Genomic DNA, 22,124 nt, shown 5'->3' with positions numbered 1-22,124 from the left:
AACCCCAAAGGTTTTGAAAACCTTTGGGGTTTTTATTATGAAAAAACCTCACAGGTCTCGAAGACTTGTGAGGTTTAATTATATTAATCTTATTTTGGAATTAAAGTTCCAGTAAATCATTCGTTTTACGAACCCCTTCGGCACTTTCTTTCATATGTGCTTTTTCGGCATCGTTCAATTCAAGCTCAACGATTTTTTCGATACCGTTTCTGCCCAAAATAACTGGAGCACCGATGCAGATATCCTTCATTCCGTATTCACCATTGAGCATTACGGAACAAGGGAACATTTTCTTTTGGTCGCAGGCAATGGCCTGTACCAAAGCTGAAACTGCTGCGCCCGGAGCGTACCAAGCCGAAGTTCCTAAAAGTTTGGTTAGCGTTGCGCCGCCTACTTTGGTGTCTTCCATTACCTGGTTCATTCTTTCCTCTGAAATAAATTTTGTTACGGGAACGCTGTTTCTTGTTGCCAATCTTGTCAATGGAACCATTCCGGTGTCGCTGTGGCCGCCGATTACCATTCCGTCAACGTCGCTGATGGGTGCGCCCAAAGCTTCGGCCAAACGATATTTGAAACGGGCGCTGTCCAAGGCCCCGCCCATCCCGATGATTTTATTTTTGTCGAGACCCGAGGTTTTATGAACCAAATACGCCATCGTATCCATCGGGTTGCTCACTACGATTATAATAGTTTTAGGAGAATGCTTTACAAGATTTGAAGAAACATCCTTCACAATTCCGGCGTTTATACCTATCAATTCCTCACGTGTCATTCCCGGTTTACGCGGAATACCGCTGGTGATTACGCAAATATCGCTATCAGCAGTTTTTGAATAATCGTTGGTTACTCCCGTGATTTTGGTATCGAAACCGTTTAGGGAAGCGGTCTGCATCAGGTCCATTGCCTTTCCTTCGGCAAATCCTTCCTTGATGTCCAACAAAACTACTTCGCTTGCAAAATTCTTGATGGCAATGTACTCTGCGCAACTTGCGCCCACGGCACCTGCCCCTACAACTGTTACTTTCATATTATATGTTTATGGTTTATGGTTTGTGATTTATTGTTCTTCCGAAGAAAATCGGAGTGAATTTTCAATCTTTCAGAACCTTTCTGAAATGTTCCGCAAAAATACCAATATCTGCTTAAAATAATAGTAATAAAGGGTTAAAAACGAAAAAGCCCATTGCTGAAATTGTCGGCAATGGGCTTTTTTATCTAAGTTGTTATACTAAGCATCAATATTCGCATAAACCGCATTCTTCTCTATAAATTCACGGCGTGGTGGAACCTCGTCGCCCATCAGCATAGAGAATATTCTGTCGGCTTCGGTACCATTATCGATGGTTACCTGACGCAGGGTGCGAAACTCAGGATTCATTGTTGTATCCCAAAGCTGCTCCGCGTTCATCTCTCCAAGACCTTTGTATCGTTGGATGGAAGCACTACCTCCAAACTCCTCGTTCAATCTGTCGCGCTCTTTATCGCTCCAAGCATACGCCTTCTTTGCGCCTTTCTTGAGCAAATATAACGGCGGAGTGGCGATGTAAACGCAGCCAGCTTCCACCAGTTCTCGCATATAACGGAAGAAGAAAGTCAAAATCAAGGTTGCAATGTGGCTACCATCCACATCGGCATCACACATAATTACTACTTTGTGATAGCGCAGTTTCTCGAGGTTCAGGGCTTTGCTATCCTCTTCAGTACCGATGGTTACACCCAGTGCGGTATAAATATTTCGGATTTCCTCGTTTTCAAAAACCTTGTGGTGCATTGCTTTCTCTACGTTCAGAATTTTCCCGCGCAGCGGAAGGATAGCCTGAAAATTACGGTCGCGGCCCTGTTTTGCAGTACCGCCCGCAGAATCTCCCTCCACGAGGAATACTTCACATTTTTCGGGGTCCTGTTCAGAGCAATCTGAAAGTTTCCCGGGCAGGCCACCACCGCTCATCACGGTTTTGCGCTGTACCATTTCGCGGGCTTTTCGTGCCGCGTGACGGGCCTGTGCCGCCAATATTACTTTTTGGACGATGGTTTTTGCATCATTGGGATGCTCTTCCAAATAATTTTCAAGCATTTCAGAAACCGCTTGGCTTACTGCTGCCGTAACTTCACGGTTACCCAGTTTTGTCTTGGTCTGGCCCTCAAATTGAGGTTCCTGCACTTTCACCGAAATAATGGCCGTCAACCCCTCACGGAAATCATCGCCGGCAATTTCAAATTTCAGTTTATCGAGCATTCCGGAAGCATCTGCGTATTTTTTCAAAGTACGCGTCAATCCTGCGCGGAATCCCGAAAGGTGTGTTCCCCCCTCGTGAGTGTTGATGTTGTTTACGTATGAATGTAAATTTTCATTAAAGGAAGTATTATAAACCATAGCCACTTCCACAGGAATGTCGTTCTTTTCGCCTTCCATGGAAATTACTTCGGCAATTATAGGCTCGCGGTTTCCATCCAAAAAACGGATAAATTCCTTCAAGCCTTCCTGACTGTGGAATTTTTCAGTGGCAAATTCGCCGTTTTCGTCCTTTTGCCTTTTATCGGTAAAGTAAATCGTAATTCCCTTATTCAAAAAAGAGAGTTCGCGCATTCTGCTGGCAAGCGTATCATAGCTGTATTCCAACGACTGCTGGAATATCTGCGGATCTGGCTTAAAGGTAACGACGGTACCGCGATAATCGGTCTCCCCAATAGATTTTACAGGATATAGCGCTTTACCGCGCTCATATTCCTGTTGCCATATTTTACCATCGCGATGGACTGTGGCTGTCAAGTGCTCAGAAAGTGCGTTCACCACGGAAACACCTACACCGTGCAGACCTCCGGAAACCTTATAGGAATCTTTATCGAATTTACCCCCAGCTCCAATTTTGGTCATTACCACCTGAAGCGCAGAGACGCCCTCCTTTTTATGCAGATCTACTGGAATTCCACGACCGTTATCCTTTACAGTTATTGAATTATCTTCATTGATCCAAATTTCAATCGTGTCGCAATAGCCGCCCATTGCCTCATCGATGGAGTTATCCACTACCTCGTACACCAAATGGTGCAGCCCTCGCACTCCCACATCGCCAATATACATGGAGGGGCGCATACGCACGTGCTCCATTCCTTCCAACGCTTGAATCTGATCGGCGCCGTAGCCACCTTTTTTCTGTTCTTCGCTCATATAATAATTTGAATGATTTTCAGTTTTTTTCGTAACGAACAAATATAACCAAATCCCCAATAAAATTAAGGGTTTACGCATTTTATAAGCGGTAAGTTATTAACAAATTACTGTGAAAAAAGCCATCATTTAGGCCTGCGCGATGACGATCTGGATTTTGGCGCAATAGTTGCGCACTAAATTTGGCCAAATTAGCGTTTTATGATTGTGTTTTATTGAGTTTTGATGAAACTTTTTATTAAAAATTACGTCTAATTTGAACATTTTATAAAGTCTAAAATATTTCATATGAATAAAATATTTCTATTTGCTTGCCTTCTAATCGCATCGTTTACCTTCCAAACCGGCCAGGCGCAAAGCTTTCCGCAGATGGATGCTTCACCAATGGATTTGGTAATGGCCAGACCGGACAAGAACAGTCCGCCCTTGGCACGTGTTATCTATAGCCGACCCCAAAAAAAGGGACGCGATATTTTTGGCGATTTGGTTCCTTACGGCGAAGTGTGGCGAACTGGCGCCAATGAAGCCACCGAGCTCACCATTTATACTCCTCTTAAATTTGGAAATACGACGCTAAAGCCTGGAACCTATACCCTGTACACCATTCCGGATGAAGATAGCTGGACTATCATCATCAACAGCGACACCAATGTTTGGGGAGCGTATAGCTATAAAAAGGAAAAAGACGTGGCCAGAATGAATGTTGTTGTTAAAGATGCCGCAGCACCCATTGAGTCGCTATCCATGATCTTTAGACCCGAAAGCAACGGAACTACGCTTATGATAGGCTGGGATGACGAATATGTTGAAATTCCCTTTAAAAAAGTCTGACTAATTTTTTAAAGGGAATTTCAAAAAACAAATATTAAGCACCAAATTCCAATGGTTCACTTTTGGAATTTGGATTTTTTTACGGGATATTCAAGTATTTATGGGTTTGTAGCGAAACCTTCCATTTTGGGTTTTGCATCACGTAATCCACAATTAGCGGACTCATCTTTTCACGTTTGCTCCATTCTGGCTGCAAATAAAGAATACAATCTGGGCCTACTTTGGCAGCTTGTTCTTCCGCAAAGCGGAAATCGTCTTTGTTGAAAACGATTACTTTTAATTCGTTTGCAGCTTTATAGACTTCTTGTGTGGGCAGTTTCATTTTTTTGGGGGAAAGGCAAACCCAATCCCAAATACCGGTTAATTCATAGGCTCCCGAGGTTTCAATATGAATTTGCATACCTCTTTCCTTCAGCATTTGTGTCAATGGCCCCATATCCCAAGTAAGTGGTTCGCCGCCGGTTATCACAATAGTTTTGGAATATTTTGCGGCATTTTCAACAATTGCCTCAATTGCCGTAGGAGGGTGTAGATCGGCATTCCAACTTTCCTTAACATCGCACCAATGGCAGCCCACATCGCAACCGCCCACACGAATAAAATATGCGGCGGTTCCTTTATGAAATCCTTCGCCTTGAATGGTGTAAAACTCTTCCATCAAGGGAAGCATCACTCCTCTATCCACTAACTGCTGTACTTCTTTTTTCATTGGTGCAAAGGTAGAAAAAGTGAAGTTGATAAATTCCCGAAATCCTTTAATTAAATTGTAGAAAATGGAATGTTCATTAACCAATAATCTGATTTAAGTATGTATTAATCGAAAAATCAGACAAAAAATACTGTGATTTTTTTTTCATCCCGTTATACACCATATTTTTCACGCCAATTATTAACTCAAAGTACCCCTCAAAAATGATTTTATTTAACAAAGCATTTGGACATATTCTGTCCTGTACACTTCTTTTTGTTTTTTTCTCAACGGCCCAGTCTCAGGTTGCCATTGGCACAACCACCCCTGACGATGGATCTGCATTTGAAATTGAAAGTACTTTAGGCGCCTTTGTTCCGCCACGAATGACTGATGTTCAAATGCGAAACATACCTACCCCATTGGACGGAGCGGTAGTTTACAATACTACCACGCAGAGTTTGTTTGTTTTTTCAAATGGAAGTTGGAAAACCACTACAAATCCTACTTTGGTCCTCAATAGAGCGGGAGGAACAGTTTCAACAATGAATAATACCTATTATAACTTTCCGCTTAATTCAACCCATGTACAAATAAACGACCCAACGACCTTTACCATAAGTGCCAATGGCACTATTGTCATCAACAAAACTGGCACATATGCCATTTCGGCTTCTTTCTCAACCAGCAATATTCCTTCGGGAAGCCACAAATATATTATTGGGGCGTATAGGAACAATTCTTTGGTAGGCTATCTTTCCAGAGGCTTTGTTTCCGTTCCCGGAACAGGTACGGATTATTTTGGAGCCAGTGGCATATTGACGTATTATCTAAATGCTGGAGACATTTTAGAACTTCAGTACGTACTCAATAATGACAACAATCCCTTAAATGCGGCTTTCTTTAATATTGGGATAACCAAAATGAATTGACCCCGCAAATATTAGTATTTATATTGTAAGATATTTCAGAAGCTTCATTACAATTGCTACTTTTGAGCAAAATTTAGTGCGATGGCAGACAAGCAAGCTTTTTTAGAGTATATAAATAACGGTTACACCACAAAAGGCGATTTTATAAACCTTGGTGCGGCCATGCTCAACGGTGAGACCGTAAAGGATGCTTACGTAAAAATTCCATTGAAAACCTTAAATCGGCACGGGCTGATTGCCGGCGCCACGGGTACCGGAAAAACCAAAACGCTTCAGATAATTGCTGAAAATCTTTCGGAAAAGGGAATTCCTGTGCTTTTGATGGACATAAAAGGCGACCTCAGCGGGATTGCACAACCCGGATCCAACAATACGAAAATCGAGGAGCGCCATGCGGCTATTGGTTTTCCGTATGAAGCAAAGAAATTTCCCGTGGAAATCCTCTCGCTGTCAGACCAAGAAGGCGTACGACTGCGCGCCACGGTTAGTGAGTTTGGCCCCGTCCTACTCTCCCGCATCCTCGATTTGAGCGACGTGCAGGCCGGCATTGTTTCGGTAATCTTCAAATATTGCGACGACCACAAAATGCCTTTGCTGGACTTAAAGGATTTCAAAAAAATATTACAATACACTACCGATGAAGGCAAAGATGAGTTTGCCAAGGAATACGGTCGCATTTCCTCTTCTTCCACGGGGGCAATCCTTCGGAAAGTAGTGGAATTGGAACAGCAAGGCGCCGATCTTTTCTTTGGCGAAAAATCTTTCGATACGGACGATCTGCTTCGCATTGATGAAAACGGACGAGGTTACATCAATATCATCCGCCTGACGGATATTCAGGATAGACCGAAGCTCTTTTCAACTTTTATGCTGAGCCTTTTGGCAGAAATTTATGCCACGTTCCCAGAACAGGGCGATAGCGGCAGACCCGAACTGGTTATTTTTATTGACGAGGCACATTTAATTTTCAATCAGGCCAGCGGAGCCTTGCTCGACCAGATAGAGAGCATCGTAAAGCTGATCCGTTCCAAAGGGGTGGGGCTATATTTCTGTACGCAAAACCCCACGGACGTTCCCGATGCCGTTTTGAGCCAACTGGGGCTGAAGATACAGCACGCGCTTCGTGCCTTTACGGCGAAAGATAGAAAAGCAATCAAGTTGACGGCCGAAAATTATCCGCTTTCCGATTACTATAAAACCGATGAGATCCTAACCGCTTTAGGAATTGGCGAGGCTTTGGTGAGCGCGTTAAACGAAAAAGGCATCCCAACCCCTCTGGCCCGAACTATGCTGCGGGCGCCCATGAGCCGGATGGATGTTTTAACAGACCAAGAATTGAAGGATTTACTGAAGGCTTCAAAACTGATCCCAAAATACAACGAAGTGATCGATCGCGAAAGTGCCTATGAAATGTTGACCGAAAAGATTGAAACGGCAAATAAGGAAGAGGCCAGGGAAAAAGCCCAAAAGGAAAAGGAAGCGGCAAGGAAATCTACCTCGAGCCGCAGATCTTCCAGTGGAAGGAGGACCGCAAACCCCTGGATAAAAACGCTCTCTAGCCCCACTGTAATTCGCAGTGTTTTGGGGATTTTGGGCAAAATGATGAAATGATTAAAAAATTCCAAATACCAAATACTAAATTCCAAATACTAAATTCCAAATACCAAATACCAAATTCAAAAATTTCATCCTTTATACATTCCGAACTCAAATTCAAGACGATAAAGAAAAGTCCCATAAACCCCAAAAACTTAATAACCAAATTACTTTTTAACTCAATAACTTAATAATTCAGTAACTAAAAACTTCAATGAAAAAAACACTCTTAATAATTGGAATAGTTTCACTCGCTTTTGTACAATGCGGAAAGGACAGTGATCCTTTTTTAATTAAAAATGGCTCCGTTGGAAATTTGAACAAGGAAATAAAAATGAAGCAGATTGATTCCATTTTTGCGGAAGATTCCATCGTAAAAATCAATTCGTCGCCCAATGCTCTTGAAACACAGGGCGAGGTAGAGATTTATGAAAAAGGCGGTAAACAACTTCTGTTGCTCTCGCCAAACGACGAGAACGATCCCAATTCAACGATAACGAATATCCAGGTTTTCGATTCGCGCTATAAGACCGAGAAAGGGCTCACCACCGCAAGTACCTTTAAGGACGTAAAGGCCAATTACACCATCGACAATATCGAAACCACCATTAATGCGGTCGTCGTTTTTCTTAAGGATTCAGACGTCTATTTGACTATTGACAAAAAGAGCCTGCCCGAAGAACTTCGCTACAATATGGACATTAAAGTTGAAGCCAGCCAAATTCCGGATGAGGCCCCCATCAAATATTTTATGATAGGCTGGGACGCGCCTTCGGAATAGTTTGTATCCTGCAAAGATTTTGTTAAGGTCCATTCCTGAATGAACGTTTTGCTTTAATTTTAATCCAATTAACCATCAAAATTAATGAATTATGATTAAGATTTTAGGTTTCATTTTAACGATTATCGGTGGATTAGGATTGGTAATGGGAATATTGGGAGTGTTCGGCAGTATGGACATAGGAATGAGTCCCTGGGCACTAATAATTTTGGGCATAGTTTTCTTTTTTGCCGGTATTGGATTGTTAAAAAACAGAAAAGATACTGATCAAAACTAAATATTAACTGCAAAAACCCTTTGTAATACAGAGGGTTTTTACTTTAAAACAAATTGTTATGCCAGATCCAAGAATTAAAAACGAAGACCAATACGAAGCCCTTCGCGATAAGGGTTATAGCAAGGAAAAGGCCGCTCGCATTGCCAACACATCAGACGCAGGCGAAAAGGGTGGAAAGTCTGAACCCTACGAAGAGTGGACCAAGGACGAACTTTATGAACAGGCCAAAAAGGTTGGTATTGACGGCCGTTCAAAAATGGATAAAAAAGAATTGATCCACGCCCTAAGAAATAATTGATGGATAACACTTTAAGACCCTTCCATCTAGCCATACCCGTAGATGATTTGGACGTTTGCAGAAAATTTTACGGCGAAATTCTTGAACTCCCCGAAGGGCGAAGTAGCGATCATTGGGTTGATTTCGACTTTTTTGGACATCAGCTTGTTATACATTTAAAAGAAGCCAATTCTCAAGAAAGAGAAATCGAAAATCCGGTGGATGGTAAGGCCGTACCCATTCCCCATTTCGGAATAGTCATGGATATGGGAAGTTTCAAGGAATTTTCTGAAAAACTTATTCGGAAAAACATTACCTTCATCATTGCTCCCTACCTTCGTTTTGAAGGGCAGGTGGGAGAGCAAGCAACGATGTTTTTTAAGGATCCAGCGGGGAACGCACTCGAGTTCAAGGCCTTTGCTGATATGACACAACTATTCGCCAAATGATCAAACAAATTCCTCCCCAAATAATAAGACAGGTTTTCGTTATATTACTCGTCTTATTGATAGGCAGTCTTATTTTTAGGGAGCTTCTGCCTTATTTAACGGGGGTTTTAGGCGCCATTACCATTTACGTGCTAATGCGCAAATGGATGGCCAAGCTTGTAAATAAAAAGAAATGGAACCCTTCACTTGCGGCTGGATTTTTAATGTTTCTCTCCTTCGTCGGAATACTGATTCCCATTGCCGGAATTATTTTAATGTTGACAAACAAAATAGGGGATGCCGTACAAAATTCCGCAGAGGTTATAAGGGCACTTAAGGAACAGTTGGGGAAAATTGAAGATTATGTGGGGTATGATCTAAACTCACAAATAGATCCCTCTGCCATAACCGGCTGGATTTCTGAAAATCTGCAAAGTCTCGCGGGCGGTACTTTTAATGCTTTTATAGCTATCGGGCTAATGTACTTTATGTTGTATTACATGCTTACCAATCGCTCCGATTTGAGGGAATCGTTAAAAGAATATATTCCCATGGACCGCGGCAACCTGAAGGAGATTGGCGTAGAAGTACAGGCTATGGTCCGTTCAAATGCACTGGGCATTCCGTTGGTGGCCGTTGCTCAAGGAATCGTGGCACTTATCGGTTTTTTAATCTTTGGCATAGACGACCCATTTTTTTGGTTTGTCATTGTAACTATTGGGAGTATGATTCCTTTCGTGGGAACGCTCGTGGGCATACTACCGGTTTTTGTGCTCACGCTATCCACCGGGCATAGCTTTCAGGCGTGGGGAATCCTTATTTACGGGTTTGTAGTAGTAGGATCAACCGATAATATAATCCGTTTGTACGTGCTGAAAAAACTGGACAATGTACATCCGCTAGTAACCTTAATTGGGGTTATTGTGGGCGTGCCGCTGTTTGGGTTTATCGGCTTAATTTTTGGACCGCTACTTATCAGTCTTTTTATGGTTATAGTCCGCATTTACAGAAAGGAATATGGAAAAGAAGACACCCCTACTGATGAGGAGCGCCTGTAAGAAATGATAGCACATGTTTGCCAAAATAGAAACAACAGCCTACCCTCCCACTGAGAAACCTATGATGGTTTGGGATGGCGAATGCGGTTTTTGCAAATTCTGGATTACCCATTGGCAATCAAAATCCAATGAAAATATAACGTTTAAAACCTATCAGGAAGTTTCGGGCAGATATGCTGATATTCCCCTTAAGGAATTTAAAAAAGCATCTAGGCTTATTGAAACGGATGGGCGCATTTATAGCGGACCGAATTCTGCCTATAGAAGTTTTCTATATTTTGAAAATCCCGATAAAAAATGGCATAGGTGGTACAGTACTATTAAGTGGTTTCAAAAACTTAGCGACCATGCCTACAATTTTATAGCGAAGCATCGGGGGTTTATGTTTACGGTTACCAAAATTTTCTTCGGAAATAATCCACAGGCCCTTAAACCGTATTGGTTTTTAATCCTTCTATTCGGTTTTTCAATTATTTATTGGTTTACTTAGTTTTTATAACAAAATTTTAAAACTTTACTTTTTCCCAAAAGCTTATCTTTAAAATAAAAAAATTATGTCGTTCAAAGGAATATTATCAAAAATGTACTTCAACCCCGGAAATCGCGATACAGGTACTAAGGAATATATGGAGGAAGAAGTGACCAAAATTGAGGATGATGATGTAGAGGTGGTGCTGGAAAATGAAGAGGCCATCAACAAAAAATTTAGCGGTGCCAATTCCCTTTCAAAATATGCCGAATTGGGAAAAATTATGGTGGGCATGCTAAAGGATGTAAAGAATAGTGTTTACCCGCATGTGCCTTGGTTTACTATTGCTACCATAGTACTTGCCCTGCTCTACGTACTCAATCCTTTTGATATTATTCCAGATTTTATACCGGGAATTGGGTTTATTGACGACGTATCAGTATTGGCTATCGGCGTAGGCTGGATTGAAACAGACCTTCACAAATATTTAGACTGGAAAATTAAGGAAGGCAAAGGCCTATAAAATTATTTTCGCTGTTCTCTTGCCAAAAGCGTATTCTTAAGGAGCATGGCAATGGTCATTGGGCCAACGCCTCCGGGAACGGGTGTGATAAAGGAAGCTTTTTTGCTTACATTTTCAAAATCAACGTCGCCAGTAATTACGTAGCCTTTCGGATGACTTTCATCTTCTACCCTGGTGATTCCCACATCTATAATCACTGCATCATCCTTAACCATTTCGGCCTTCAAGAAATTGGGAACTCCCAATGCTGAAATAATGATATCTGCCTGGGTGGTTATTTGCGCTATGTTTTTTGTATTGCTGTGCGTAAGTGTTACTGTACTGTTTCCGGGCCAGCCCTTACGGCTCATTAAAATGCTCATCGGGCGGCCAACAATGTGACTTCTTCCAATAACAACCGTATGTTTGCCCTTGGTATCCACCTCATACCGCTGTAGCAGTTCAAGAATCCCAAACGGGGTGGCAGGGATGAACGTACTCATATCCAAAGCCATTTTACCGAAATTTTCTGGATGGAAACCGTCCACATCTTTTGAAGGATCTACGGTAAGCAACACTTTTTGGGTATCAATTTGTGGAGGCAACGGCAGCTGCACGATGAAACCGTCTATATTGTCATCCTCGTTTAATTCCTTAATCTTTTTCAGTAATTCCAGCTCGCTTGTGGTGTGCGCCATTTTCACCAAAGTAGATTCAAAACCAACCCGTTCGCAAGCCTTAACCTTACTCCCAACGTAGGTGAGGCTGGCACCATCGTCGCCAACAATAATTGCGGCAAGGTGAGGCACTTTTTCACCATTGGCCTTCATTTTTTCAACTTCAGCGGCTATTTCATTTTTTATGTCGTTGCTTACTTTCTTTCCGTCTAGTATTATCATGTTCTTTAGTTTTCAGTCTCAGTCGCAGTTTTCAGTGGGGAAATTATAATTAAAGACCTTCTTCATCTACTCCGAACTTCCCTGGATTGTTTATCATAAAATTGATTAATTTCCCTATTTCGATATTTTCTTGAGTCAATTCCTTATAAAGATTTTCATTCAGGTATTCACAGGCAAAGGCATAATCGAGCCATACACTTGTTTCCGAATTCTCACCATCAGAATCGGTTAATTTGCTGATATAATGTCGCGGATATTTTCTTTTTCTATAAGCCTCTGCAATATTAGCGGAAACAGAACGTGAACTTCGCCGTATTTGGTCTGTTAATGAATAGGTTTCTTCTTTTGGAAATGATTTTGAAACATTATAGATAGCCATCCCCAAATCGAATGATTTTTGATAAGCTATCAATTTTTTAAAATCCATATCTAATATCTGTACTATAACTAAATCTGAGACTGAGACTGAGACTGAGACTGAGACTGAGACTGAGACTGAGACTGTAATCTAAATCAACGCATCTTCCCCATAGCCTGCATCATCTTGCGTCCGCCGCCGCCTTGCATCATCTTCATCATCTTGCTCATTTGGTCGAACTGTTTTAGCAATTGGTTTACCTGCTGAACGCTGGTGCCGCTTCCTTTAGCGATTCGTTTTTTTCGGCTTCCGTTTATAATTGCCGGCTCGGTTCTTTCTTTTGGAGTCATTGAGTGGATAATGGCTTCAATTCCCTTAAAAGCATCGTCATCGATATCAACATCTTTCAAGGCTTTTCCTGCTCCGGGAATCATTCCCACCAAATCCTTCATGCTTCCCATCTTCTTAACCTGTTGGATCTGGTTAAGGAAATCATCAAAACCGAATTGGTTCTTCGCAATTTTCTTTTGAAGTTTTCTGGCTTCCTCTTCGTCAAACTGCTCCTGCGCACGTTCCACAAGCGAAACAACGTCGCCCATCCCCAAAATACGGTCGGCCATACGAGCAGGGTGGAACACATCAATGGCGTCCATCTTTTCACCGGTACCGATAAACTTGATAGGTTTATCTACAACACTCTTAATGGAGATGGCCGCACCCCCGCGGGTATCACCATCTAATTTGGTAAGCACAACGCCGTCAAAGTTCAATCTTTCGTTAAAAGTCTTTGCCGTGTTTACCGCATCCTGTCCGGTCATCGCATCGACAACGAAAAGGGTTTCCTGCGGGTTGATGGCTTTATGGACGTTTGCAATTTCCGTCATCATCGCCTCGTCTATCGCAAGACGACCGGCAGTATCCACAATTACGACATTAAAGCCATTTTGCTTGGCGTGGGCAATTGCGTTCTGTGCAATCTGGACCGGATTTTTATTTTCGGGTTCGCTGTAAACCTCAACGCCTATTTGGTCTCCCACCACGTGCAATTGGTTAATTGCCGCAGGACGGTATATATCACAGGCCACCAAAAGCGGTTTTTTTGTTTTTTTGGTTTTAAGATAATTGGCAAGTTTTCCAGAGAAAGTAGTTTTACCACTACCCTGCAATCCGGACATTAAAATTACCGTAGGCGAGCCACTTAAATTAATGCCAGCGGTTTCGCCACCCATCAGTTCGGTAAGTTCGTCCTTTACCAATTTCACCATCAATTGACCGGGCTGCAAGGTGGTAAGTACGTTTTGGCCCAGGGCCTTTTCCTTTACGGTATTGGTGAATTCCTTGGCGGTTTTAAAGTTGACGTCGGCATCCAAAAGGGCACGGCGCACTTCCTTTAAGGTTTCGGCTACGTTTACTTCGGTAATGCTGCCGTGACCTTTCAGTACATGCAGCGCTTTGTCCAGTTTATCGCTTAAATTATCGAACATATTCTTGCTTTCTTTTTGAGAGTTGCAAAGGTAAAAAAAAGTTGGCAGTATTCAGTTGCAGTATTCAGTATTCGGTACCCTGCAATTCGTCATATAGTTTTCTGTAGATTTGCTGTTTCCATTTTTTTTAAATGAAATTTTAAAAAATAAACAACAAAAAATATTTATACGGCTTTTGTATATTGCCAACTCGCAGAAAACTTATGATAAAAGAAAAAATACTCTCACCTTTTCAGAAATTCGTCAACCTTCAGAGCTCTACCGGGATATTGCTTTTGGCAACCACTATCATTGCACTGGTCTGGGCCAATTCGGCCTTTTCGGAGAGCTATCAATCTTTTTGGCAATATGAAATCGGTATTGTTACGGACAGCTTTGAACTCGTAAAACCATTGATACTTTGGGTAAATGACGGATTGATGTCTATTTTCTTTTTCTTAATCGGGCTGGAAATAAAACGCGAATTTTTAATCGGAGAATTAAATTCCACCAAAAAGGTAATGTTTCCACTATTTGGAGCTTTGGGCGGCATTGCCCTGCCCGTGATTCTATATTTGGTCCTCAACCAAAATCCGGACACTCTAAAAGGTTGGGGAATACCCATGGCTACTGACATTGCCTTTGCCCTGGCTGTATTGAAAGTACTCGGAAACAGGGTTCCCACCAGTTTAAAAATCTTCCTTACCGCCTTTGCGATTGTGGACGATCTTGGGGCGGTGCTGGTAATTGCCATTTTTTACAGTGGTGACTTAAATTTACTCATGTTGGGCGGCGCCTTGGGCATTTTGGTCTTTATCTATGTTTTGAGCTACAGAGGTCTGTATTCCGAATTTGTAACCATTATTGCCGGATTTATCGTGTGGTTGTTGTTTTTAAAAGCGGGTCTACACCCCACCCTGGCGGGAATCCTAATGGCATTTGCGGTTCCGGTTCGTCAGAAAATAAGCACCGATGAATTTACCGACCAATTGGACAGTATTGTAAAAAACATAAAGGAAAGCACCATTCTGCAAAAACCCGTTCTTTCTGGCGAACAGCTCGAACTGATCGACGATTTGGAGGACTGGTCTGATAAGTATCGATCTCCCTTGCAGCATTTGGAACACAAACTGCACAACTGGGTGGCATATTTGGTGATTCCTATTTTTGCACTTGCCAATGCTGGAGTAGCTATCAATGGTGAAGGTGGGCTGGAAACGGCCTTGGTCGTGAACATTATGATCTGTTTGATTTTGGGGAAAAGCATCGGGATTTCAACCGTTATCTTTGCGGCGCGGAAGTTAAAGCTAATTGATGTGCCTTCAGATATTACAAACAGACAGATAGTCGGAGTTTCATTTTTGGCGGGAATTGGGTTTACCATGGCCATATTTATTGCCGGTCTTGCCTTTAACAGTAGCCCGGAATATATAGATTCCGCTAAAATAGGAATCTTGATAGGCTCGTTTATTTCTGCCATTCTTGGGTATGGAATCCTTCGTTTCAATTCAGTAAAAGGAAAGTTCGGCCCTGCTCCGAAAGCTTAACAAAATCATTATTTAAATTATTTTAGGGAAGCCCTGTCTTCCCCGCGCCCTCCACTGCCACGATGCGATGTGGAGGGAAATTGATCATTTAAAACAGTTTACTGGCCTTTCAAAACAATAATTGGTCATTCACCGCATAATCGAATATCTCCAAACCGTTTCGACTTAATTTCACTTCCTCATACAGCTTTCACAACCAAAATTTAAGCTATAATTCGAATCTATTATGACGAAACCATTACTACTTTTCAGCCTTTGCTTCTCTTTATTTTTCGCCGAAAAAACAAGGGCACAATCCTTTGAGGAAACCACTTTTGAAGATATTACCACCACGCCTTCGGCCTCGCGAAGTGCCAATTTTATTGATGTGAACGGCGATGGATGGGATGATATATTTTTCACCAACGGACCAGCCGCGGGGCAAAACAATATGCTCTATTTAAACAATGGCGATGGCAGTTTTACCACCGTAATTGCAGACGATATTGTTTCGGACAACGACCGCTCAGACGGTGCCAGCTTTGCCGATGTTGACAACGATGGCGATTTAGATGCCGTGGTGGTCACTTACGGCAGAAATGGTACGGGGAAGAAAAATTATTTTTACCGAAATAATGGCAACGGCACTTTTACATACGAACCCGATAACGCCATTGGAATTCCGCTGACCTATTCTGAAATGGCAAATTGGATAGACCTCAACAACGATCAGTATTTGGATTCCTATATTACAAATAGCGTGGTTTCCACCCGAAATCTCTATTTTGAAAATCAGGGCAATGGTTCTTTTGAAGCGGTGTCCGGCCTGTCAATTACCAGTGAAACGCTTGCTTCGCGCTCCATAAATTGGATAGATTACGACGGCGATGGCGACAGCGATTTGTTTATTGCAAATGAAAACGATGCCAACAATTCCCTTTTCAGAAATGATGAACCTGATAATTTCACGCAAATCACCAATCTGGCCATCACCCAAAACGGAAAGAATTCCGCCGGCAGCTCGTGGGCCGATGTGGACAACGACGGCGATTTCGATCTTTTTGTGGCAAATTGGGACGGACAAAGCAACCAACTTTTCCTCAATGAAAATGGAACTTTTGTAGAACAGACAAGTTCTGCCATTGCGCTGGAAATTGGAAGTTCATTTGGTTCCGCCTTTGCCGATGTTGATAACGATGGCGATTTGGATCTATTGGTTTGCAACGCCTATTTTCCGGGCCAAATTACAAATTCACTCTTTATAAATGACGGGAACGGTGTTTTTACCAAAGACACTGGCAGTGCGCTGGCAAACCATCAGGGCAATACGTTTGGCTGCGCTTTCGGCGATTATAACAACGACGGGTGGCTGGACGTTATATTGGCGAATACCTTAAATGAAAACCAGGCCAATTCACTTTTCAAAAACACTGGCAGTGGAAACAATTGGATAAAGATTCGTTGTGTTGGCGATCCGTCCAACGGTTCTGCGGTGGGCGCCAAAGTGCGGGTTCGGGCGAACATTAACGGAAACGAAGTATGGCAAATCCGACAAATTGAAGCCGCCAGTGGCTATTGCAGCCAAAACAGTTTCACCAACCATTTTGGATTGGGCAACGCTACAAATGTGTCTGAAATTAGGGTTGAATGGCCTTCGGGCACGGTGGAAACTTTTACCGATATTGAAGAAAATAACACCTATTTGGTCGTGGAAGGCAATGGCATTCAGTTGGGAGTGACAGCTAACGCAAAGCACGATTATATAATTTACCCCATTCCGGCGAAGGATGTTTTGATGATCAATTTTCCTACAAATGGACTCGCTTCAAAGGTGGAAATTTTCGACTTGAATTCCCGTAAATTAAAGGAAGAAAGCAAGGTTTCAGAGTTGTCTTTTGCGATGGACGTGAGCCAATTGAGCGCGGGGGAATATATTCTGAAAATCATCAATAACGCCGGCATTACTTCAGAAAAAATCATAATTAAATAGCAACCTACTGTTCCTAAATGTTGGTTGGAAAATGAACGTGTTGGATTTTCACAATGAAAATTCAGCGCGTTTTTTTATCTTCACTTTGCCAATATCCAAAGTAGATGAAGCTTTTACGCACAGATTCCAACAACCCAGATTTTGTTGAATTGGTAAAACAGCTGGACGCAGATCTTGCCATTCGCGACGGGGAGGACCATGCGTTTTATGATCAATTCAATAAATTGGACGCTATAAAACACACTGTTGTGGCCTATAATGAAGCCAATCGTGCAGTGGGTTGCGGTGCCATCAAGCAGTTTGAAACAGAAACTATGGAAGTAAAGCGAATGTTTGTTCCCCTTGAAGAACGCGGAAAAGGAATTGCGGGGGAAATTTTAAGAGAACTGGAAATCTGGGCAAAGGAATTGGGCAATGACAAATGTATTTTGGAAACCGGAATAAAACAGCCGGAGGCCATTTCGCTATATAAAAAAAGTGGCTATAGATTTACTGATAATTATGGCCAATATGCCGGGGTGGAGAACAGTGTTTGTTTTGCGAAACTTTTAAAATAGAGGAAATTGAAGATAAAATCCAATGCGGCTACCGGCGAGCTCTCCTCTCCTTTTTATAAAGTGAACAAGGATTTCTGTAAAGCATTTGAAGAATTTATAGCCCATAAAAATGGAGAGGTAAAAGGAACATACAATGCTTGGTCTTATTTAGTTGAGGGAAGAATATCCCATCCAAAACCGTGGCGATTGAGGTATAAAAAAGCCACATACACCTCAACAGGCAACCTCATACTTTCCGCAAAAAAACAAAGCCTGTTAACTTTAGCTGAATGGTCGGCTCCGTGGGCTGCATCAAGCAATTCAATTTTTTCAATTGTCCGAAAGCGCGATATTGGTTTTTTAAAGAAATTTTTCAGTCCGAATTTTAATGGATATCCCTTTTCAAAAAAATATGTTGTTACGGGTGCAAATTCCAATGAAGCACTTATCAAAAATCTTTATATAAAATTGGAGCCACTTTTTCTTTCAGAAGAGTTAAAATCAATAACTTTAAAAAACAATATCCTGTTAATTTCATTAGATACCGATAAACATCATTTCAACATTTTTGAAAATCTGTTTGATTTATAGGAAAAATGAAGAATTCCAAAGACTCCATAAAACTGAAAGACGCCGTTGCCATCGGTATCGGCGGGATGGTGGGCGGAGGAATTTTTGCAGTTTTGGGGCTTGCGGTCTCGCTCTCCAAAGGCGGTACTCCCGTGGCATTTTTAATGGCAGGTATTATTGCCCTTTTTACCGCATACAGCTACTCAAAGCTGTCGCTTGCCTTTCCCGACCGTGGCGGTACGGTTAAATTTGTAAACGAAGGTTTTGGTCGGGGTATTTTTAGCGGGGGAATCAATAACGTGCTCTGGGTGAGCTATATTATTATGCTTTCGCTTTATGCCAGCGCCTTTGGCTCGTATGCGCCCAACCTTGTTTCCATTACCGGTTCAAAAGCGATGGACACACATATTTTCGTATCGGGGGTTGTATTGTTGGCAACGCTGATAAACTACTATAGTCTAAAAGTGGTGGGCGAAATTGAAAGCCTTGCGGTTTTCGTAAAACTCTTTATTTTATTGGCTTTTACGGGGATTGGAATCTACGGCCTCTTTGGCAGCGCCAATATTGACCAACTAAACCCCGCCAATTGGGAAAGTCCGTTGCAACTGCTTACGGGCGGGATGGTGATTTTTGTGGCCTATGAAGGTTTTGAGCTTATTGCCAATGCCGTCCCCGACCTAAAAAACCCAGAAAAAAATGTTGCGCGCGCCTATTTTATATCGGTTGGGTTTGTGGTTTTGCTATATATACTTATTGCCATGGTAACCGTCGGTTCCTTGAGTTTTGATAAGATTGCAACCGCCAAGGATTACGTTTTGGCCGCGGCCTCCAAACCGATGATCGGGCAGATTGGTTTTACCGTAATGACTATTGCCGCACTTATTTCAACCTTTTCTGCAATAAACGCAAGCCTGTATGGCGGGAGCCGGGTAAGCTATGAACTTGCCGAGGATGACGAACTGCCCCACGCCTTTACCGATCAGTTTTGGAACAAGCCCATTGGCCTATTAATTACCGTGGTGCTCACCCTGCTTACCGCCAATTTTTTAAACCTTGAGAGCATATCCACTTCGGGCAGTGCCGGCTTTCTGCTAATATTTGCCGTGGTAAATTATGTAAGTTTTAAAAAGGCCAAAAAGATACATGCGAGCAAAACCATCAGTTTGATGGGCGCCATACTTTCAGCCGTTGCCTTTATAGTCCTGATAATCCAGCAATCTACCTCAAACTTATTGGGTGTGTCCATTTCGTTGGGAATCATCTGTATTTGCTTTGTTATGGAGTGGATTTACAAAAGGAAAATTTCAAATAAGGATTCATAAAATTTCATTTTTATAAAAAATTTCTTTGTGCTTTTATTCTTTAATCGTAATATTGCAATGACCTTATAAAGCAATTATGGGAATCACAAAAACTGAAATATTTACCGAGCAACAAAATGAAATTGCAACTTTTGCCAAAGCTTTTGGGCACCCGGCGCGCGTGGCCATTCTTCAGCATCTTTTCAAAATAAACGCTTGTATCTGTGGCGATTTGGTGGAAGAAATCGGTTTGGCGCAACCTACAATTTCACAACATTTAAAGGAACTAAAAAACCTCGGCCTGATTAAAGGAAGTATTGAAGGCACTAGCATTTGTTATTGCATAGATACAGGAAATTGGACCAAAATGAAGAAAGTAATGATGCAGTTTTTAGATCAGGATATTTCCAAAGAAAGCTGTTGCTAAAAAAGTTTAAACTGAAACACAAACCAAAAATTTCAAAAAAATGAAAAACGAGCAACAATTAAAAGACATCGTAAAAGACCGATACGCCAAAATAGCCGAACAGGGCAAAGCTGAAAATGCTGCTTCCTGCTGCGGTGCAACAACGCCTTCAAATAAGGTTTATAATATAATGATGGATGACTACTCAGAAACGGGCGGTTATGTAGAGGATGCAGATTTAGGGTTGGGCTGTGGGCTTCCTACGCAATTCGCAAAAATCAAAAAAGGCGACACCGTAATCGATTTGGGCTCCGGCGCGGGTAACGATTGCTTCGTGGCAAGACACGAAACGGGGGCCGAAGGCAAAGTTATCGGGATCGATTTTACGCCGATAATGATAGAAAAGGCCCGTGCAAACGCGGAGAAATTGGGCTTTAATAATGTAGAATTCCGCGAAGGAGATATAGATGCGATGCCAGTAAGTAACAACGTTGCGGACGTAATAGTGAGCAATTGTGTTTTAAACTTGGTACCGAACAAACAAAAGGTAATCGGCGAGATTTTCAGGGTTTTAAAACCGGGCGGCCATTTTAGTATTTCCGATATCGTTTTGATCGGAAACCTTCCAGATGCCCTTAAGGAAGACGCCGAAATGTATGCGGGATGCGTGGCGGGAGCAATCCAAAAAACGGAATACTTACAATTTATAGAAGATGCGGGGTTTCAGAATATTCAAATTCAAAAGGAAAAACCGATCGTAATCCCGAATGATATTCTTGAAAAGTATCTTTCCGAGGAAGAAGTGAAAACCTTCAACAATGCAGGAACGGGTATTTTCAGTGTTACAGTCTATGCTGAAAAACCGGGAACAAAGCCTGAAAAACCGAAAAGACAATTGACTGAAATAAATGATGAGCCCTGCTGCTCCCCAGACGGTAATTGTTGCTAGTATGAATCTGATTGAAATTTCAGAAGAAAACTATCCGGAAGTCGCCCGAATTTATGGCGAAGGCCTGCAAACGGGCACTGCAACTTTTGAAACCACCATCCCCAGTTGGGAAAAGTGGGACGCTGGGCATCTTCACTTTGGAAGAATAATCGCCGTTGAAGATAACAACTATTTGGGTTGGGCCGCCCTCTCCCCTGTTTCCAGTCGCTGCGTTTACGGTGGCGTTGCCGAAGTGAGCGTATATGTTGCGGAAACGGCAAGAGGAAAGGGTGCGGGAGCATTTCTTCTGAAGAATTTAATAGAAATTAGTGACGCCAACAATATCTGGACATTGCAATCGGGAATTTTTCGTGACAATGTAGCCAGCCATAAATTGCACATAAAATGCGGCTTTCGTGAAGTAGGTTACAAAGAAAAAGTGGGACAACTCCATGGTGTTTGGAAAGACAACGTGCTTTTGGAACGCCGTAGTAAAGTAGTGGGTATATAAAAATTAAATAATGAAACTATTGAAACCAATCCAAGAATTTATTGATGAACTGGTTACAGCAAATCTTTCCGAAGAAAGAAAAACTGTTCTGCAACCTCTTATTGATTATATAAATTCAAAAAAGAAGGAAGACAAGCCAATCCAGCTTAACTTCATCTGCACACACAACTCCCGCAGAAGCCATTTGGCGCAGATTTGGGCGCAGACCGTGGCGGAATACTTCGGAATTAAAAATATAACGTGCTATTCCGGCGGGACGGAAGCTACCGCCGTTTACCCAATGGTTGTAGAGACCTTGGAAAACACGGGCTTTGAAATTTCGAAAGAAGGAGACAACAAAAACCCCATTTATAGCATAAAATACGCTTTGGAAAAGTCACCGATTATTGCTTTTTCAAAAAAATATGATGACGAGGCTAACCCCGCAGCAGGTTTTGCCGCAATTATGACCTGTTCCCAGGCAGATGAAGGCTGTCCTTTTGTGGCTGGTTCGGAAAAACGGATTTCAATAATGTACGAGGACCCAAAAATTTCGGACGGTACACCTCAACAACAAAAAGTATATACGGCGCGGAGCGAACAGATTGCGATTGAGATGAAATTTGTTTTTTCACAAATTATTTCATAA

The 22,124-nt window shown here is 42.1% G+C and carries 25 protein-coding genes; 19 read left to right on the top strand and 6 right to left on the bottom strand.

The window, feature by feature from the left end; all coding sequences use genetic code 11:
• Window positions 1-100 precede the first annotated feature (100 nt).
• Window positions 101-1,027 (bottom strand): malate dehydrogenase, encoded by a 927-nt coding sequence (mdh, locus tag MB09_RS11775; RefSeq protein WP_045081100.1) that lies wholly within the window; start codon window positions 1,025-1,027, stop codon window positions 101-103.
• 201 nt (window positions 1,028-1,228) lie between these two features.
• On the bottom strand, window positions 1,229-3,169 hold the full coding sequence (gyrB, locus tag MB09_RS11770; RefSeq protein WP_045081137.1) for a DNA topoisomerase (ATP-hydrolyzing) subunit B: 1,941 nt from the start codon (window positions 3,167-3,169) through the stop codon (window positions 1,229-1,231).
• 288 nt (window positions 3,170-3,457) lie between these two features.
• Between gyrB and MB09_RS11765 the strand changes: the two genes are divergently transcribed.
• A complete protein-coding gene (locus MB09_RS11765; protein WP_045081099.1) occupies window positions 3,458-4,000 on the top strand; it encodes a DUF2911 domain-containing protein in 543 nt (180 codons plus the stop codon).
• A 79-nt stretch (window positions 4,001-4,079) separates the two neighbouring features.
• Here the strand turns inward: MB09_RS11765 and MB09_RS11760 are convergent, their stop codons facing one another.
• Entirely contained in the window at window positions 4,080-4,709 is a 630-nt protein-coding gene (locus MB09_RS11760; RefSeq protein WP_045081136.1) for a 7-carboxy-7-deazaguanine synthase QueE, read from the bottom strand.
• 203 nt (window positions 4,710-4,912) lie between these two features.
• Here MB09_RS11760 and MB09_RS11755 point away from each other — a divergent pair, with 203 nt between their 5' ends.
• The 9 genes from MB09_RS11755 to MB09_RS11710 all read left to right on the top strand — a co-directional run bounded on the left by MB09_RS11755 (window position 4,913) and on the right by MB09_RS11710 (window position 11,029).
• Window positions 4,913-5,620: a hypothetical protein gene (locus MB09_RS11755; RefSeq protein WP_045081098.1), complete on the top strand. Its 708-nt coding sequence runs from the start codon at window positions 4,913-4,915 to the stop codon at window positions 5,618-5,620.
• Window positions 5,621-5,701: 81 nt separating this feature from the next.
• Window positions 5,702-7,231 (top strand): helicase HerA-like domain-containing protein, encoded by a 1,530-nt coding sequence (locus MB09_RS11750; protein ID WP_045081097.1) that lies wholly within the window; start codon window positions 5,702-5,704, stop codon window positions 7,229-7,231.
• 199 nt (window positions 7,232-7,430) lie between these two features.
• Window positions 7,431-7,997, top strand: coding sequence for a hypothetical protein (locus MB09_RS11740; RefSeq protein ID WP_045081095.1), 567 nt, complete (start codon window positions 7,431-7,433; stop codon window positions 7,995-7,997).
• 91 nt (window positions 7,998-8,088) lie between these two features.
• Entirely contained in the window at window positions 8,089-8,274 is a 186-nt protein-coding gene (locus MB09_RS11735; protein WP_045081094.1) for a hypothetical protein, read from the top strand.
• Between the two features lie 58 nt (window positions 8,275-8,332).
• Window positions 8,333-8,572, top strand: a complete 240-nt coding sequence (locus MB09_RS11730) for a DUF7218 family protein (RefSeq protein WP_045081093.1) — start codon at window positions 8,333-8,335, stop codon at window positions 8,570-8,572.
• Entirely contained in the window at window positions 8,572-9,000 is a 429-nt protein-coding gene (locus tag MB09_RS11725; RefSeq protein WP_045081092.1) for a VOC family protein, read from the top strand. The genes MB09_RS11730 and MB09_RS11725 overlap by 1 nt, the downstream gene beginning before the upstream one ends.
• Complete coding sequence (locus tag MB09_RS11720; RefSeq protein ID WP_045081091.1) at window positions 8,997-10,037, top strand: AI-2E family transporter; 1,041 nt, start codon at window positions 8,997-8,999, stop codon at window positions 10,035-10,037. Before MB09_RS11725 ends, MB09_RS11720 begins: the two co-directional genes overlap by 4 nt.
• Window positions 10,038-10,050: 13 nt before the next feature.
• A complete protein-coding gene (locus MB09_RS11715) occupies window positions 10,051-10,527 on the top strand; it encodes a thiol-disulfide oxidoreductase DCC family protein (RefSeq protein WP_045081090.1) in 477 nt (158 codons plus the stop codon).
• 64 nt (window positions 10,528-10,591) lie between these two features.
• Window positions 10,592-11,029, top strand: a complete 438-nt coding sequence (locus MB09_RS11710; protein WP_084709101.1) for a YkvA family protein — start codon at window positions 10,592-10,594, stop codon at window positions 11,027-11,029.
• 2 nt (window positions 11,030-11,031) lie between these two features.
• Here MB09_RS11710 and MB09_RS11705 read toward each other — a convergent pair whose 3' ends face one another.
• From MB09_RS11705 to ffh, 3 genes are all read right to left on the bottom strand, one after another.
• Complete coding sequence (locus tag MB09_RS11705) at window positions 11,032-11,907, bottom strand: bifunctional 5,10-methylenetetrahydrofolate dehydrogenase/5,10-methenyltetrahydrofolate cyclohydrolase (RefSeq protein ID WP_045081089.1); 876 nt, start codon at window positions 11,905-11,907, stop codon at window positions 11,032-11,034.
• 49 nt (window positions 11,908-11,956) lie between these two features.
• Window positions 11,957-12,334, bottom strand: a complete 378-nt coding sequence (locus MB09_RS11700) for a four helix bundle protein (RefSeq protein WP_045081088.1) — start codon at window positions 12,332-12,334, stop codon at window positions 11,957-11,959.
• An 86-nt stretch (window positions 12,335-12,420) separates the two neighbouring features.
• Window positions 12,421-13,749 carry a signal recognition particle protein gene (gene ffh, locus MB09_RS11695; protein WP_045081087.1) on the bottom strand — a complete coding sequence of 443 codons (1,329 nt, stop codon included), beginning with the start codon at window positions 13,747-13,749 and terminating at the stop codon, window positions 12,421-12,423.
• 203 nt (window positions 13,750-13,952) lie between these two features.
• Between ffh and nhaA the strand changes: the two genes are divergently transcribed.
• From nhaA to MB09_RS11650, 9 genes are all read left to right on the top strand, one after another.
• Window positions 13,953-15,275, top strand: coding sequence for a Na+/H+ antiporter NhaA (gene nhaA, locus MB09_RS11690; RefSeq protein ID WP_045081086.1), 1,323 nt, complete (start codon window positions 13,953-13,955; stop codon window positions 15,273-15,275).
• A 226-nt stretch (window positions 15,276-15,501) separates the two neighbouring features.
• Complete coding sequence (locus MB09_RS11685; protein ID WP_045081085.1) at window positions 15,502-17,244, top strand: FG-GAP-like repeat-containing protein; 1,743 nt, start codon at window positions 15,502-15,504, stop codon at window positions 17,242-17,244.
• A 104-nt stretch (window positions 17,245-17,348) separates the two neighbouring features.
• Window positions 17,349-17,801 (top strand): GNAT family N-acetyltransferase, encoded by a 453-nt coding sequence (locus MB09_RS11680; protein WP_045081084.1) that lies wholly within the window; start codon window positions 17,349-17,351, stop codon window positions 17,799-17,801.
• 6 nt (window positions 17,802-17,807) lie between these two features.
• Entirely contained in the window at window positions 17,808-18,371 is a 564-nt protein-coding gene (locus tag MB09_RS11675) for a hypothetical protein (RefSeq protein WP_045081083.1), read from the top strand.
• A 5-nt stretch (window positions 18,372-18,376) separates the two neighbouring features.
• Window positions 18,377-19,672 (top strand): APC family permease, encoded by a 1,296-nt coding sequence (locus MB09_RS11670; protein ID WP_045081082.1) that lies wholly within the window; start codon window positions 18,377-18,379, stop codon window positions 19,670-19,672.
• Between the two features lie 76 nt (window positions 19,673-19,748).
• Window positions 19,749-20,078, top strand: coding sequence for an ArsR/SmtB family transcription factor (locus MB09_RS11665; protein ID WP_045081081.1), 330 nt, complete (start codon window positions 19,749-19,751; stop codon window positions 20,076-20,078).
• 40 nt (window positions 20,079-20,118) lie between these two features.
• Window positions 20,119-21,006, top strand: coding sequence for an arsenite methyltransferase (locus tag MB09_RS11660; protein ID WP_045081080.1), 888 nt, complete (start codon window positions 20,119-20,121; stop codon window positions 21,004-21,006).
• 1 nt (window position 21,007) lies between these two features.
• Window positions 21,008-21,496, top strand: a complete 489-nt coding sequence (locus MB09_RS11655; protein ID WP_045081079.1) for a GNAT family N-acetyltransferase — start codon at window positions 21,008-21,010, stop codon at window positions 21,494-21,496.
• Between the two features lie 10 nt (window positions 21,497-21,506).
• A complete protein-coding gene (locus MB09_RS11650) occupies window positions 21,507-22,124 on the top strand; it encodes an arsenate-mycothiol transferase ArsC (RefSeq protein WP_045081078.1) in 618 nt (205 codons plus the stop codon).

Source organism: Aequorivita vladivostokensis (assembly GCF_000952855.1).
In the GTDB taxonomy this organism is placed as follows: Bacteria; Bacteroidota; Bacteroidia; order Flavobacteriales; family Flavobacteriaceae; genus Aequorivita; species Aequorivita vladivostokensis.
The sequence above is the reverse complement of the archived record's forward strand: the minus strand, read 5'-3'. Positions and strand labels throughout refer to the sequence as shown.